This is a genomic window from Altericroceibacterium indicum (assembly GCF_009828105.1).
Classification (GTDB): domain Bacteria; phylum Pseudomonadota; class Alphaproteobacteria; order Sphingomonadales; family Sphingomonadaceae; genus Altericroceibacterium; species Altericroceibacterium indicum.
Map to the genome: position 1 here is coordinate 389,117 of NZ_WTYQ01000001.1, position 15,697 is coordinate 404,813.

Sequence of the window (15,697 nt, forward strand, 5' to 3'; positions counted from 1 at the left end):
CCGAGCGAAGACCCTACCTGCGACATCAGCGCCCCTATCAGGGGAATCGAGTTCTGACCCTACCTGACACACCAAACAGAGAGTGAAACAATGACAGAGAAAAAAACAGAGAAGCCGACGCAAAGAGAGCGTGTGGATGCCGTGATAGACCGCATCAACGCGCTCGCCCACGAACATGCTGCAATCAATTTCAGCGCGGCAATGCGTGGCCTGGTCAAAATGGAGAAGAGCCTGGCCAAGTCTATCAGGGCCGCAAAAGTGAATGATAGCTTCGATATTGTGCAGCAGCGCGGTCCAAGGCTGAAATTCAACGGGCGGCTCATCGCTGAAGTTGAGCATGAAACCGGAACTTCTGGCGTCCACTATTTGCATCTTGAGATATTCGAGACGAACGCCGGGGCGCTCATAGCGGTCAGCACGTTCTTTCGAGAATTTGACACGGAAGACCGTAGCGTTAGCGCGCTCGTCGTTCATCCAATGGATGACGTGCAAGCAATGCACTTCGCGGTCATGGAGCACTTTCGCTGGTCGCACTATGCGCGGAAGATGGCCGGCAAACTCGGCTGGGATCTATCGCTTGAGGTGGAGTAGCTACCCCTACCCCGGTTTAGAGGTGTGCAGCCCGGCACCCTACCGGTGAAGTCTGGTCGCTATCTATCAGATTGAAACAATTGCACGCAGCAATAAAAAAGGCCGGCCCAGGCGCTAACCCGGACCGGCCCAAAAGTTTCGCTGACAGGGGTGACGCACATGCCCATACGTCACCCCCGCCTTAGCCGCCCGAGAGAGGAAAGGCGGCTAAGCTCTCAATTCAAATCACAGATTGCAGGCTAAATTCCTGAAGAAACACACCCGGCTTGCGTATGCCGCGCGCAAAGCCGGGCTTTTGCAGGTTGCCGAGGAAGGTTTTCGCTTGCCGGTAGGCGTGTGGTTCAGGGTCAAAGCAAAGATAGACAAATTCACTTGTGGCCACGCGCTGCAACATCGGCATAAACCGTTCAAACACTTCCGTTTCGCTCTGCCAACCCAATGCGAAGTCAATAGTGCGCAGATTGATGCCAGGTTGGCTATCGACCACACCATTGACCGTAATCTTGGAATCGCCAGTAGCTTTCACGCCATATTCGAAGTTGTAATTGTAAAAGCGCGAAGGCTCGATCTTCTCACCCAGGATCAAGGCAGCAGCTTCAAATTGGCCAACGTGATCGCTTATGTCGAGACGGTAATATGTCGCGGTCTGGACGGCCTCCAATTCGAGATGCGAGTGATACAAACCATCGGTGCTGGTGATAGCCGGAGAGATGAAGTCTACTATTCCGCTGTCAAATGCCGCCTCATCACCATCAACTTCTTCTAGCGACGATCCCAGCCGAAGGCGCATTTTCGTTTCTGGCAGGGCGTTTGCCGCCACTATGGAGCAAAAATTAATGCGCGAGGGAGATGATAATTGCCCTCGCACCCATATGTCGGCGTTGTCTAACGTTTTCCACGTCATGCCGATGGCGTCAAAATAGCCGAGGTTGGCCGCTGAATGGCCAGTGAGGGCATTGCCCGTAGACATTGCGCTCAAAGCTGATGGAACCACAAAGAAGGGCTTGCGAACTGCCATACCTTACCCCCAGACGATAAAAGTGGCTTGTTGAGTTTCAAAATCGAAACCGATTTCAGCGGCCAGCATGTCACGATCCGCAGATCGCCCTTCATCCACATAGCGGGCGAGTGGTGCATTATCCGCAGGCCCAGCCAAGCTTATTGCTTCTGACAACCCTCGAACATCTGCCTTGAAGCGCCTGCGTTCTGGTGAAAGTAGCGCGAGGCGCTGCTCAGCCATGGCCTGTGCATCGGCTGGATTGTCAAAAAATGTCTCTATCGGGTCGGCGCTCTCCCTTGCGACGGTGCCGTGTCGGCTCTTGACCTCAGCGTTGGTTGCAGTTGACCGGCGCCATTCTTCGAGAATGAAGCCAATCCGGGCTGGCGTTGCAGGCATGAGGGATTCCTTTTTTCTTTAAGGCCCGCTATGAAATGCGCGCTGCGGGCGGCGCTGAAAGTGGAAGCGCTCTCAATGTGTCTGACGGCAATGCTTAGGCAACCGTGAAGGTTGGGCGAGACCCCTGCTAGCCCAGTTTACCTGGGGCGAAAGACGCGAAGTCTGAAATGACGGGCCACATTGTAACTTCGCCGGAGTAACGACCGGCCCCGCAGCAATCATTTATTGAGACGCCGACGCTTTCTCGCATTGCGCGTAATAGACCGCATTATGTGCAAAGACTTCCATGACGGTCGCAAGCGTGTCGAATTTATTACCGGGATCGTCCTCGACCGAGGGAGGCGCAACATTAACGCTGATCGGTTTCGCGTTCAGGCAAAAATCGCTGACAGTTTTCGGACGATCCTCGATTGGCCCGCAGGCACTGGTCATAAATAGCACTGCCAGCACCGCGCTGGCCTTCACGCTCGATATTGTTACGAACCGCATCACCTTCCTCCACACGTTTCATGGTTTCGCGCAAATCTCCTTCGCGCTGTTCACTCGCCCCAGCTTGTTTTGATGTATCGACCACATCATCAAGGGCGTTATCGACGACACTGACAGCCACGAACGCGCAAGCAACCAACGCGGCAATGACGGCTATCCATATCCAGTTTTTCAGGCCCAAGAGGCCCTTGGCTGCGGAAAATGCACCAATCATGATTATTCTTCCTCATCATTCCGATGGTGGTCGCGTTCCTTCGCTGTGAAATAGAACGCCATGGCCAAGCCAATCAGGCCTTGAACAACGATGGCTTGGGAGATTGTTTTGAACAGATCACTTTCAGCCAGATCAGGCTTGAAAAAGATCATTAAAAGAATTTCCTGTGAGAGCAGGAACACGCCCCCGCCAGCGACTGCTCGGGCGCGCAAGCGGTCAAAATTGAAGCCCTTCATGATCCAGCCTCATACAATTCGCGCTCTGCAGCGCGGCGGCGCACAAGGCCGTTCATCACACGCCCGCCCGCATTGACCCAGCGCCCGAACTCTTTGGCCGCCCCGGCATAGTCACCCGCAATGTGCTTCTTGGTGAGTGTGGCCGAAGCGATGGCCCCCGTATTATAATGGAAGCTCACCAGCGCATCGAACTGCGCTTGCGTGGTGGCCGCATTGCCGATTGCGGCCGATACTTCATCAGCATATTTAACTAGGTCAGATGTCAGCCGTTCATCGCACTGCTCTTTGGTCCATACGGTGCCGGGGCCGATTCCCTTTCCCGTTGCACCCCAGCCAATTGTCCATGGATCGCCACCCGTTCCGGGGTCGGGATATGCCTCAAAACGGCCATCTGGCCGCTTCTTTGCGCACCCTTCAAATTGCTGAATAAGGCCGATTCCTTTCGGTCCGATCTTGCGCGCTTGCTCAGGGCGGACAACGCCAAAGGCATCCAGCAGATTATCCAGTGCCAGCACATTGCCCTCATCGTTGAACAATCCGGGCCGTGCAGCAGATCGCACGGCATCGAATATATTTTTCCGTGGGTCGGTCATTGTCTCACCTTTCATGCACGCAAGCGCCTCGCCCGGAACCAGGTTGGTAGCCGGCGAGTGCATGCTGATTTTTTAGAATGGTTGCTTTTTTACTTCGCCAGCAGGCGTTCAAGCCACGCCCTGAAGTTGAAACTATCGACTGCCTTCAGCATACCTTCCGCAAAGGATATCCCGAGAAGGCCCAACAACGCGCCAACAGCCCCCACATATTCCACGTCAACGCCGAGCCACGCCATAGCCGGGAATGTGCCGTAGAAGCCGCAAGTTACGCAGGCGAAGAGCAGCCATAGAGATTTCAGAAATGATGAGGCGGGTCGTAAAAGCAAACGGACCATGCCCCCACATAGAGAAGCCCCGGCTAGTTTCGCGTGAACCAGCCACGCAGGGTCGAAATTATGCTGGTCCATTTACCCGCCCCAATCACGGAAAAAATGAGCAGGGCGAATCCTGCGGATGAAACGAGAGATGCTATTGCCCAGCCCATCCATCCACCCCCTTACGATCAGGCATTGAATTATAAATATGGCATTCAAAAAGCCCGCATATAAATTCCAGTCGAAGCTCCCACCAGAAACCGACTGGACCCAATGTGCAGGCATACAGAACAGAGAAAGCATACCTACGCACCTTGCATCCATTCGCGACGGATCGTGGGTAGCAATTCTCAAAGCTACCCCGGCGATGATTAGGTCAATGATCGCTAGCAATGCTACAATTGAACTCATCCGCAAATGAGAAAGGCTGGCGAAAAATACCGCCAGCCATCCTATCACGAGAATAGACCGAAGCCTTTTCCCTCGCCCGGATTTAGCAATAAGAGCCGCCATCAAGCCTGTTATGAGAATCCCCATATCCATTGGCTTACTCCGGGTTGGGAGGCTCATTCTTAGGCGCAGCGGCGCGCATAATTACATCAGAAAAACCAAGCTCTTTGCCGTGTTCCGCTGCGGCTGCAGAAAGAGCTTCATGGTGCGCTTTGATTGCGGCCTCAATGCCCAGCAAAGTCTTGTAAATACGCTCAGCATGTTCTGACTTTTCCATTTTTCGTCCTTTGTTCAGCTTCACTTATCATTGAGTGAATTGATCAATCACCCCATCGCCGGTAGTGTAATTGCTCGAAGCACCCTCAAAAATGCAGTCCATATGATAGATGCGACCACCATCATCGGCACGCATCCAATAATGGCTTGCGTCAGCCACAACTGTGACACCGACAAGGTAAATCTCACAAATTTCGCCAGCTTCATCGCGGCCAGCACGTACTGCGGCACCGCCAGCTTCACCATTGGCGTCAATTTCAATGCGCCCGCCAAAAACAATGCACTTTGTGTTTCCAACGTTGCGCAAGGTAGAACCGTTGATCACCGGCCCAAAGTCTGGGCCAACGACTATCGCGGAAATGGTTTTATCATGCAGCGTAAATGCATTGTTCGAAGTGCTGCCCGCAGAACCAATTTTGCGTGTTTTAGGGCGAATGGCGAGCGTATACATCTGATGTGTAGCGGGCGGATCGACATGATCGTTCTCCGCATCCTGCAGCGACCCGACATGCTCATCATCGATTGAGATATTCAGACCAGCAAGGTTCCGAATGCGCCTGGTCGATTTCTCGCTGCCGATCATCGCGGGGTAGCCGAGTTTAGTGCGGGAGGTCGCCAAATTCGCCACGCCACCAGCGTTAAAATGCAGCGTTCCGGGTAGCCCGCCTTGCAACTCAAGGTCTTCAAGATAGCCGTTTACGGTCGCACCAGAATTGTCGATTGAAGACTCGAAGTTCTTGACGGCGAGAAACACACGAGTATTCGCATTGGTCACAGGCGCACCATCTGCACGCCGCGCGTAAAGATCAGAACCAACCTGCGCGAAGCCATCCACCGCGCCTGCAGTATCGAGCGCGTCCGCATCTGCATATTTGGTGAGGTCAGGAAAGACACCGTCGCTGTCTGCATCCGTGAGGTTGATGACGCGGGCAACCGATGATCGAGCTACCTTATAACAATTGGTGTAGGTCGCATCTGTTGTTGCAGGCCAGCTAAGATCATCATGCGTGCCGATTACTGGACGGCTCTCACCTAGGCCGATGATTGCAAAATCCTGCGTAGGCTGGTTCGCCGCCGTGTCATGCAAAAACCCAAAAGCCCGTGTCAGAGTTTGGCCAGATTTGACGTAGACGCGGAAGCCCGAACCTGTGAGGTTGCCAGCTTTGAAAGCTTCACTGATTTTGCGTTTGGCGTTGGAAAAGTCACCTTCCTCCGCGTAGCCGGAGCGCGCATCGTTCCCATCGACAATATCCACATGGATACCCTGCCCGGACCACACAGAAGGATCGACTACGGATCTTGCCAGGGCATCCTCTCCCCGCACTTTCCATTCACCATTGAGCTTATAAACTTGTGTTTCGTATGCCCATGCCAACGCGGTTGGCAGGTCAAACGCGATGTTGCTATACAACAAGTCAATCAGTTCGGCATTGATGCCAAGCGCATCGTACTCATCCAGTCTAGCCAGCGCAGACTGCACATCAACGCTGTTGGCCGCGACGGCGCGCGGGGAAACAGCCGGCGCCTTGTAGTAAGGATTCGGCCCATTACGCAAAGCCATATGGGAAAACGTCATTTGCGCATCTGTCTCTATGCGCAGTTCCGGGCGGATTTCCACCACGCCTTCCGGCCAGGGCACGTCTTCGGCCACGACCACAACCGTTGGCTCAGTAATTTCAGCTTCGGGAATGTAGCGTGAATACCGCGGACGAGACATACTGGTGTCATCATTTCCATCCGTGGTCCACCCGGTAACAATCGCACCTTCAGCGTCATAGCCGATCCACCGCCACCGGATCGCGCCGACTGCTGTAGCTGGCTTGGAAGCGATCATGATTGAATGAGAAAATTTGCCACTGGGAAAGTTGGCCACGCTGAAGCGGTCTATCGGACTAATGGAGATTGCCGAAAGGCTGGCGGGCGTCTGGTATCGCAACGCCCCCTGATCCGTCACTACTTCGAGATAAGACGAGGACCATGTTATCTGATCCCCTTCACTGCGATATTCCAGCGTTGGGTCAGGATAAATGTTGGCGTTATAGTCGGCAGAAGCAGCTTCTGCGTTATCGCGCGCGGTGGCGGCCTCATCGGAAAACGCGCTGGCTAATCCGGCCAGCCGCTTAGCTTCAGCGGCATAGAGCAATGCGTTTGTCTCGCTCTCGCCTTGATAGACTACCAACTGGCCTTCTCCATTCATCACAGCAGAAACGCTCTGACTTCCGTTTTCGACTACTTCGGCCATTACTGTGTTACTCCCGTTTTAATGGTTAGGGTGCCTTCGGCCACGGTGCGCTTGACTTCAGAAACAGGCGTCACGTGCATGTCGTAATAAAGGACAAGATCTGTGGTGCCTGAATAGCTCAGGCCTTCGATTGTCGCTTCCGTCATGAAGGGGGCGAGAATTGTACCTCCCACCTGCTCGCGTGATTGTGGGTGAATTATTTCCGGGTAATACATTCGGTAAATACCCTCATCCCCCCAATCGGCTTCGGTCAGGGTTGCAACTGCAGATGAGCTTAGATCAGTCTTTAGCTGCATCTTGATCGCGGCATCAGCCCAGTTGTAGCCAATGAAGACGAAACTGGCTTGGGACATATCGCCGCCCCACGGCACATACCGGCCGAGCGTAAAATTTCTAACAATAGCCATCATCATTCCTTCGGGAATTGAGCCTTTACGGCCATCACACGGGCTTGCATTTCTTCCAGAGCCTCCCCGCCCTTCCACAGTGCATCCAACTGGTCACCTATGGATGGATAGGCATTCTTGCGCTGACCGGCATAATCACGCACCTCAACCACAAAGTTGCCATGGCAACTGCCGCGAATATCCACCGGCACAGAGCCGATCTGATCAGTTGGGATCACCAAAATCCCACGCTGCCGGACACCTGCCACAATTGCGATTGCGCCAGCGGGCAGAGTGATGGGGTCAATTGACGCCCCCAACTCAACGACTTGAGGAATATCGAGCGTGCAAGGCTCAGGAGACTGCACAGCCTCTCCATCCCACCAAATTGCATTTGGTTTCGTGCCATCGGGCACTTCAGCTTTTGCGCCGCCAATCGGTTGCCTTTGAGGTGTATGGGAAACCGACACGCACAAGCCGTCTTTATCGAATATAGCAACGCTCATCTCTTCGCTCCAAAAACGACAATTTGAGGATTCCTGATTGTGAAAGCACGCGCTGAGCTTTGCAGCGGCATGGCAAAACTTAGCACTCGCATTCGAACGCGAATTTGTTGCACACCAGAAACGGTTTCACCTGCGAGCAAAGGTATCTTGCACAGCGTATTGCCATCTGTAGAAAGAACCCCGCCTCGCGTTGTGGCCGCCTGCACAAAGCCGCTCCCTGTATCAATATCGAGGAACATCTGGCCCCCGATGTCGATCTGTGTGCCGCCATCCATTTCAGCAAAAATCAGAATGTAGGCACTGCCATAGGTGGCATCGCCTATCGTGATTAAGCTGGTTTCCATAATTGTGGTGGTTGCACCAGCAGCCACATAAGTATCACTGCCCGCCGTAGTGCTGGGAGCACTAATCGCGCCGCCGACCACTGATGACGTGTCAACTTTCCCGTCTTCAACATCACCATTGTTTTTCAGCCCGTCATAGACGCGCTTATCGATGTTGATCGAATAGGGTGTTTGCCAAACATATTGCGTGGCCCCGGCCTGCTTTAAGCCATAGCACGCCCATACCGGCGTACTGCCAGCAGGTAGATCGCCAACATCATCATACCATCCCGAAGGTATACCGCTGCTATCAGCAGGCCGGGAGGGCTGCGACGAAGATTTGCGATAGATGACATTGCTTGTATCACCTGTGACGACACCGCCAATTTGTTCCCAATATGTCGCGTCCGGCGGCTCATTGCCCGTACTTGGTGTTTCCGCAATATACAGGAACCGGCGACCATCAGGCAGGGTGACAATCTCACCTTCCCTATATTGAGTGGTCGGGTTGAAGTCGCCTCTGTCAACGATAGGGCTATTGAAGGCTATTTCATCCGAACTCTGGACACGCCAACAGCGGGCGGCTCCCATGATAATCTTCCAATACGGTGCGCTCACCGTCATTTCATCGGGCCTGCCAATGACTTGAGGTAAGCTCCTGCCCTGCGCATCAAGCGTAATGCTCGGGTCGCCATCCATCGTAATCACGCGGGCAAACAATTGGCCGGTTAAGGATATCCCGGCCTGCACATTGCAGGGCAGGGCAAGGCGGCGCACCAGATCAACGAAACTGGTTTGTTCGTTCAATGCCAGATTGATGGGGTAGGGTGCAGCAGTGTTGATCCCGCTGAGTGCGCTACTCTCGATCCGGTCGCGGGGAACTCCGGCAATATCGGCAATTGCAGCGATAGCATCACCGGTCAATCGGGGCGTTACGCCATCAACCGCATGGCCTTTCACGTCCCCGGTTATAAGCCCGGCCGCAGGAGCCCCCAGCCGCACAAGCCCTTCCGCAAGACACGTGGCAAACTGGCCCTTGGGCACATCAGCATTCACCAGTGAAATGTAATCAGGATAGTCAGCCACCGCAGAACCGAAGCTTGAACCTCGCTCGAAAAGCTCGCTGACCTCTTCAATCGCTCCATAGCCGTGGAATTGATAAACATAGTCCGTCGAATTGATCAGCACCGGCACCACATTGCGCACATGGCCTATAATGAGCGGCTTAAGTTGCCCTTTTAGATCCGCGCCACCTTCCGCCTCTGATGTGCCCGCATAAGTCTTATTCAGAACATCAGCGTCAAACGGCTCACTATCCGCCTCACAGGCGAAGGTGATCACATCACCTTCGCGGCTATACGTCTTCACTCGGCCTATGAAATGCGCGCCCCATGGCCATGCCTGGGACAGCCTGCCAGCGAATATTTCCACTTTCGCACCCGCCCAGCGATAGCGATCTGCTACTGTGTAGACCTTGCGCAACTGGTTCATATTCAGTGGCAGGCTGGCGCCACTCACCTGCACAGCATTGGAAAAATCGCCATCGAACAGCTTTATGGCCGTGCTTGGCCCTTTCGTGAGTGCAGGAACCCATTGAGCCCCGCCAAGGCCCGTACAGCGGCGATCATTAGCCTGTGCGGCATGGATCAGCACGCGGGCGCCAGTCACCGGGTCCAGAGGCGTAATCCGGACAAGCGTCAAAATTGGTTCCTGCATCAGAAATTGCTCACCTGGGCAGCGGTGTAGACCTGCCGGCTATTGCCCGATTTCAAAAGGCTGATCATCGTGCCCATGTTCGTGTTCAGGGCATCCAACTTGCTGTTGCTATCAGCAATCGCATCCACAACCGCCTGATTGTCGTTCACCGCAATGAAGTCTGACGATGTTGGATCATCTTGATTGGCAATAGAACTTGAGATTTGGCTTTGGGTCGCGCTCAATGCCGATTTTGTCAGGCTCGTGACTTCATTCAACGTATCGAAATAGCCTTGCTGAGAGCCATAAAGCTCACGCTCAATGCTGAGCAGTGTTTGGGCTGCCTCTGAAAAATCATCATAGGCGGTAGTGTCGCCAGCTCGTACCCTTGCGGCTAGCGCGTCATATTCAGCCCTCGCCAACTGCTCTCGCTCGCGCAATGGCAGAGCGCTATTGCCCACAGTCAGCGTGTCATAGAGGCTTTGCAGCGACCCCGTGATTTGGTCTGTAGCCTGCTGAATGGCATCGCTACGCTCGATCTGGTAGAGCTTTTCAAGGTCTGCCCACTCTGATGCGCTGGCATTCGCTTCCTCGAATATACTGCGCAGCTCGTCAAATTCATCGTTTACGCTGGCTATTGCTGCACCCACAGGATCTTCATATTGCCGCAGGCGATCAAATACGTCTTCAAACTGGCGCGCTTTCTCAACCGCATCATCCAGATTGTCGGTAGCCTTCAGCAAATTCAGCGTGCTTTGCCTCAGTCCGGTCAGGCCGCCATCCTCGATGGCATTCTTGATCGCAAAGGCAATCGCCTCTTCCTGCGTGTCAAAGTCGTAAAGCCCATATTTGGCTTCATTTTCCGCAGCGCTGCCGGAATATCCGCCAACCTTGTCGCTGCCTGTGGTGTTGACGCGGAAGCGGTCTTTATAAGTGCCGATGGTGACGCTGAAATTACCGACTTCGCCGCCTAGCTCATCGATGACGTTCTGCAAGCCTTCAAGCACACTGGTTCCAAGTGTGCTCGCGCCTTCACGCCTGCCGCTGTTGCTACCGGAAAGGCTGACTGAATCGCTGCCGGTCAAAACAGCAGAGCCATATTTGCTGCTGCCAAAGATGCTGCTGATCAACCCGCCTGCGATGGACCCGATAATGTCACCCCCAGGGATCGGGATAAAGGAACCAATTGCGCCGCCAATCTGCGCCCCTGTACCGCTCATCTTGATACCGAGGGCGTTGGAAAGGCCGGAAATGAGGCTCCCGGTCTGTGTTCCGGAGAGTGCTTTGCTGAAGGTTTTTGAAAGCGCTTCAGACATCTCGGTGCCAATCGTTTCGGCACCGAAATCTTCGACTAAACCGCCAAGCCCGCCAAGCACAGCACCAGGCACACCGCCTGTGACATATCCGCGCGCCGCACCAGACAAAGTGCCCTGAAGCAGCGAGAAGAATTTAACCCCGAAAAGATCATTCAAGTGGGTAATGACAGGATCGGTAAGACCTTTGGCCAACAGCCTTGCGTATTCGTCTGGCGTCAGGTTCAAGGCGGTGCCGCGCATCGCTTCCTTGTTCGCTTGAACGACGATATCGCCATAGGCAGAATAATCGGTGTTATCGTTTGCCGCATCCGTCACGGCCATATAACCGGTGCCGAATGCGTCATTGAATGTGTTGCTCGCGGACGTGGAAGGAACACTTCCGGCATAAGCAGCACCAAGGCGATTCATACCCTTGCTTGCCATGTCTGCGAAGTCACCAAAGACATTCCCGGCACGCTTGGCCTCATTGCCAAGAAAATCGATATTATCGCTAACCCCGGCGCGGCCTTTTACGAGATCATCCATCTGGCGCAGCGCATCGCCAAAGATGGATTCCACCGTGATGCGCGCTTGCAGATCCTTAAAAACCTGCTTGAAATTGGCGCTCTTGCCAGAAAACAAGTTTTCCAGCTCACTGCGCACCTGCCGGGTGGCCCCAAGGTAATCGTTAATTTGATCACCGATGATGCGTTGCGCTTCAACCTGATCATATTGATACCTTACGATATCAAGAATATCCTGCTTTTCCTGAGCACGCAGCGGACCAAATTGCCGTTCGATATTCCAGATCGTTTGAAGAGTCTGCGCTTCAGCCTCACGCCCTGAAAGTGTCAAACTTTGTAGCCTGATATTCCGCTCAGTTTCTTCATTGAAATCAGCCATGTAACGTTCAAGGCCAAGTGTCGGGATAATAGCCTTAAGCTCTTCCGCTTCTTCGATCATATCCTTGAACCCGGCAGGTTTACGCCTCGCCAGATCAGAAATGATATCGTCAAGTTCGCGTGTCGCGCGGTTGGCTTTGGCTACTTCGGGCGGGATATCGATAAACCGATCACGGATATTGGCGATCTTTTTTGCTGCATCTTCGCCAAACTCTGCAAGGCGCTCATATTCCTTGGTTCTGTCTTTCTCTTTTTTCTTTAGGGCGTCGAGGGATGCAGCCTCTTGTTTATTTAGCTCCGTTAAGCGCTTTGTCAGATCTTCACCGATCAAACTATCCATTGCGCGCTGACGCAACACTTCGAACCCTGTTTTTATTCTGGCAGAAGCGTCAGAGTTAATGCGCGCTATTTCAACCGAAATTTCTTTCGAGGCATTTATTGCCGCATCGCCAAGACTCTCAATTTGCGCCTGCTGCCGCGCAAGCTCACCTTCATTTATGCTCGCCAGAGCCGATAAGCCGCCACGCGCACCTGTCCCGCCCGCATTGTCGCCGGTAGACCGCGCTGCTTGCTCAAGGTTATCTTCAATCCGTGCCTTGATTATTTCACGGATTGAAACAGCTTCACGGTAATTTTCTGCGATTTGCCTGGCTTGGGCTTCCAGAGACAAGAGCGTAACTTCACGAGACTTTTCTTGCTCCCGGTTATATTCGCGCAGCGCCTTTGTAACCTCTTCATACGATGAAGTCTGATCGTTCAAGACTTCTGTCAGATTGCGTTGCGCGCGCGCTGACTTGTCCGCCTCATCGCCTGAAGCAATCAGATCATAGATAAAAGGCCCCAATACTGCTGTGGCAGCAAATATAGCTGCACCCCAAGGGCCTGAAAGGAAGGTGGCAAACTGCCCTATGCGCGATTTGGTTTTATCAGCGCTATCAGCAAGCCCAGATAATGCAAAAGCTGCCTGAGGTGCCTGTTGAGCAAAGATCAGGAATGCGTTTGTGCCAAGCTGCGCCTGCACCGTGACATCCTGCATTTGCTGGCCAAGCTGAATAAAGGCGGTGCGCTCGGCACGAATGGAATTGATTACATTACCGCGAGCTGTAGTCCCCTTCAGCATCACTGCATTAGAAGCAGTGGTTGCCTGATTAGCAGCAGTAGCGGCCTGAGCGGACTCCCGCAGACTATTCCGAGCCAATTGCTGAGCTTGAGCATATTCCCGCGCAGAAATCGCACCGGCATTCATAAGGTCATCAGCGCGTGACATCTCATTGTCAAAACGCTGCTGCGCCAAATACATGGGATCGAGCTGAGCACGCAAAGCGGCTGCAGAATTTGCCAACGCTTCCTCGGCCTGCCTCGCCTTCTCTTGTGCGACAAACATCTCCTCAAAAGCGCGAGCGCTTTCACGAGCTGATTTTGTTTGGGCATCAATGCCAAGTGCAGTGTTAAAAAAGTTTTGGGCCGCTGCTGAACTGCGCGCATCCTGAGCCTGAAAAAGCAGATCGAAAGCTTGAGCGCTTTCACGAGCCGATTTTATATTACGTTCAAGGCCGGCACCGGTTTCACGCTGAATAGCAGCAAGCATAGCAGAGCCATTGGCACTTGCCGCTTCAGCCTGCGCCAAGCGAAGATATTCCCCCTGCAGCGAACTGACTGCCGAACGGGTCTGATTAAGCGCAGCCTGCACTTGAGCAGCCGCTGCTACGTGGGAACGCGCACTCGCCGCAGCCCGCTCTTCTTCTTTGGCCAAAGCTTGAGTGGCCGCTACAGCATTTCGGGCTTCGCGGCTATAATCACCTTCAGTACGCGCGGCTAATTCCGTCGCCTGGGCGACCTCTCTCGCCGCCACGGCACGCGCTTCCTGCGCTGCTGCTGCGGCACGCAATTGATCAACGCCAAGGTCGAGCGACCCAAAATTGTTCCGCTTGACTGATAGCGCCGCATCCACCTGACGGCGAGCTTCCGCACTGAAGCTTTCAAACTGGCGTTCGCCCGCATCGAGCGTGCTGCTCAGTTCAGACAGAAATGCACTGCGCGCACTGCCATTCGGCTCGTGCTCAAGGCGGATATAGGACGGGAAAATCGTCTGTGCCGTCATGTTTAACGCCTCCCGGCGCCAAGGCGCGCAAGCTCATTGTGAAAATTTGCCGGGAGCTGCTGCAACACGGCGCGGATAATCGCTTCTGGGTCCACACGCGCCGCACGAGATGTGCGAGGGATGCCAACAAAAGCCACCAAATTCTGGCGAAGGCGCTGCCCTTTGCGGGGCTGGCCGTTCTTCTTAAGACTGCGGGCGCTGCGGCGTTTACCAACTTCACTCACACCAGCTTGCGGCACGACAAGCAGCGGATTGCCGTTGACGGATCGAATTAAAACCAGCGGACCGATCTTCTGTTCAAATCCGTTCTTGCGATATAACTCTGGCGTCATACGCTCGCGCCCGGTTACGCGCGGCAATTGGTCGGTGGCGATCCACAACCAGCGCCCTCGCTTCGGCCTGATGTCGGCACCTTCAGTGTATGCAGAGATAGCACCCACGGTGCGCTCCGAGCGTGTGCGTAAATAGAGCGCGCCAGATGCTGAAAAGCCCGCGCCCCGCCGATAGACGCCACGGCCTTCTTTCAGGTCAGACGTGGAGCCTATGGCATTGCCTAACCGGCCAAGGCCAGCGCCGCGCATCCGTCCACGTATTTCGCGCACGGCTCTGCTCGCTGCCCGGTCAGTCACGATCAGAGCAGCCTTTTCCTGCATCTGCTCGGCATGGCGGTAATAAATATCAAACGCTGGACGCGGATCGCGGCTGTCTAATCTAGCTCTCATCGCCATCTCTCAGCTTGTGCCGTGTATCGCCAATGATGGCGAAGGCATCGAGCAGCAGCAAAGGCTGATCGAGCACAGCGCCACCATCAGGATAGACACGCCCAGCCATACCCCGATCACATTGATCGTAGATCCGCAGGAGCGCCCAAACGTCATCACTTACGAGTCCTTTTGGGTTTTCTTCGAACGAGCCCGCACCGGGGATTTCCCACTTTTCGTGTCCCCATCCTTCGCCGTCGAAAAGTCCGGGGTTATGTCGGACCGCGACGGCGATGCGGAGTTTTTTGCCGTACTCTCGTCAAGCATCCATTGACGGGCGCATTCGGCCAGAACTTCACCCAGCGATGTGCCGGGTTTAATGCCCTGTTTAAAATCAATGCGGGTCAACTCTTCCTGAATTGTATCGACGCAATCAAGCGTCAGAAAGCCACGGTCAATGTCAGGCGTTGCCTTCATGTTGCCCCAGCTCTTCAAGGTGACAGCCATCTGCGAAAGGGCAGATATTTCCCCATGCTCCAGATTATCAGCCCGCATTCTGGAAAGTGGTGGCCAGTTTTGGGAAACGTCCCGCTCAAGCTTATGGACTGCGGCCTCGATGTCAGAGTCATAAGACCATTCAACATCATCGTCCGACATGGCTTGTGTGGTGAAATCGTCCAACGCCTGCCAATAAGTACGCAGCCTTTCTTCTGCGGCATCAACTTCGTCAGGGCTCCATTGTGCTTTCAGGCCGTTGACCAATTCGTTGCGGATCGCATCCTGCGTGTGAAAGATGCAGCCAGCCTCCGTAACCAAGCGGCGGCGGAATCGCTTTTCCCGGCTTGTGATGGTGCGAAGAATAAAGTGGGGCGCATTTTCGCCCATCTTATCGCGGAGTTTGGAAGGAGTGAAGGCAAGCGTTTCGCTTGCCTCCAAGGGAATATCCTGGGGCATGTCAGGGTCTTTCATTTATGGGTGAGAATTGGC

The 15,697-nt window shown here is 54.1% G+C and carries 16 protein-coding genes; 1 reads left to right on the forward strand and 15 read right to left on the reverse strand.

Annotation, left to right across the window (positions count from 1 at the left end; all coding sequences use genetic code 11):
- Positions 1–90 precede the first annotated feature (90 nt).
- Positions 91–591 carry a hypothetical protein gene (locus tag GRI39_RS01880; protein ID WP_160737992.1) on the forward strand — a complete coding sequence of 167 codons (501 nt, stop codon included), beginning with the start codon at positions 91–93 and terminating at the stop codon, positions 589–591.
- Between the two features lie 220 nt (positions 592–811).
- Here the strand turns inward: GRI39_RS01880 and GRI39_RS01885 are convergent, their stop codons facing one another.
- The 15 genes from GRI39_RS01885 to GRI39_RS01955 all read right to left on the reverse strand — a co-directional run bounded on the left by GRI39_RS01885 (position 812) and on the right by GRI39_RS01955 (position 15,664).
- On the reverse strand, positions 812–1,609 hold the full coding sequence (locus GRI39_RS01885) for a hypothetical protein (protein ID WP_160737993.1): 798 nt from the start codon (positions 1,607–1,609) through the stop codon (positions 812–814).
- Between the two features lie 3 nt (positions 1,610–1,612).
- A complete protein-coding gene (locus GRI39_RS01890) occupies positions 1,613–1,987 on the reverse strand; it encodes a hypothetical protein (RefSeq protein WP_160737994.1) in 375 nt (124 codons plus the stop codon).
- 349 nt (positions 1,988–2,336) lie between these two features.
- On the reverse strand, positions 2,337–2,690 hold the full coding sequence (locus GRI39_RS01895) for a hypothetical protein (RefSeq protein WP_160737995.1): 354 nt from the start codon (positions 2,688–2,690) through the stop codon (positions 2,337–2,339).
- Positions 2,691–2,692: 2 nt separating this feature from the next.
- The gene (locus GRI39_RS01900; protein WP_160737996.1) at positions 2,693–2,926 is read right to left on the reverse strand and encodes a hypothetical protein; all 234 of its coding nucleotides are present in this window, start codon (positions 2,924–2,926) and stop codon (positions 2,693–2,695) included.
- Positions 2,923–3,519, reverse strand: a complete 597-nt coding sequence (locus GRI39_RS01905) for a lysozyme (RefSeq protein ID WP_160738572.1) — start codon at positions 3,517–3,519, stop codon at positions 2,923–2,925. Before GRI39_RS01905 ends, GRI39_RS01900 begins: the two co-directional genes overlap by 4 nt.
- Before the next feature lie 89 nt (positions 3,520–3,608).
- Positions 3,609–3,926 carry a hypothetical protein gene (locus tag GRI39_RS01910; protein WP_160737997.1) on the reverse strand — a complete coding sequence of 106 codons (318 nt, stop codon included), beginning with the start codon at positions 3,924–3,926 and terminating at the stop codon, positions 3,609–3,611.
- Positions 3,927–4,376, reverse strand: coding sequence for a hypothetical protein (locus tag GRI39_RS01915; RefSeq protein WP_160737998.1), 450 nt, complete (start codon positions 4,374–4,376; stop codon positions 3,927–3,929).
- A gap of 4 nt (positions 4,377–4,380) precedes the next feature.
- Positions 4,381–4,584, reverse strand: coding sequence for a hypothetical protein (locus tag GRI39_RS01920; RefSeq protein ID WP_160737999.1), 204 nt, complete (start codon positions 4,582–4,584; stop codon positions 4,381–4,383).
- A gap of 3 nt (positions 4,585–4,587) precedes the next feature.
- Positions 4,588–6,801, reverse strand: a complete 2,214-nt coding sequence (locus GRI39_RS01925; protein ID WP_160738000.1) for a hypothetical protein — start codon at positions 6,799–6,801, stop codon at positions 4,588–4,590.
- Complete coding sequence (locus GRI39_RS01930; protein WP_160738001.1) at positions 6,801–7,208, reverse strand: hypothetical protein; 408 nt, start codon at positions 7,206–7,208, stop codon at positions 6,801–6,803. The genes GRI39_RS01925 and GRI39_RS01930 overlap by 1 nt, the downstream gene beginning before the upstream one ends.
- Before the next feature lie 2 nt (positions 7,209–7,210).
- A complete protein-coding gene (locus GRI39_RS01935; RefSeq protein ID WP_160738002.1) occupies positions 7,211–7,693 on the reverse strand; it encodes a hypothetical protein in 483 nt (160 codons plus the stop codon).
- On the reverse strand, positions 7,690–9,732 hold the full coding sequence (locus GRI39_RS01940) for a hypothetical protein (protein WP_160738003.1): 2,043 nt from the start codon (positions 9,730–9,732) through the stop codon (positions 7,690–7,692). The genes GRI39_RS01935 and GRI39_RS01940 overlap by 4 nt, the downstream gene beginning before the upstream one ends.
- Positions 9,732–14,009 carry a hypothetical protein gene (locus GRI39_RS01945; protein WP_160738004.1) on the reverse strand — a complete coding sequence of 1,426 codons (4,278 nt, stop codon included), beginning with the start codon at positions 14,007–14,009 and terminating at the stop codon, positions 9,732–9,734. The genes GRI39_RS01940 and GRI39_RS01945 overlap by 1 nt, the downstream gene beginning before the upstream one ends.
- A 2-nt stretch (positions 14,010–14,011) precedes the next feature.
- Positions 14,012–14,731: a hypothetical protein gene (locus GRI39_RS01950; protein WP_160738005.1), complete on the reverse strand. Its 720-nt coding sequence runs from the start codon at positions 14,729–14,731 to the stop codon at positions 14,012–14,014.
- A 159-nt stretch (positions 14,732–14,890) separates the two neighbouring features.
- On the reverse strand, positions 14,891–15,664 hold the full coding sequence (locus GRI39_RS01955; protein WP_160738006.1) for a hypothetical protein: 774 nt from the start codon (positions 15,662–15,664) through the stop codon (positions 14,891–14,893).
- Positions 15,665–15,697: the final 33 nt, after the last annotated feature.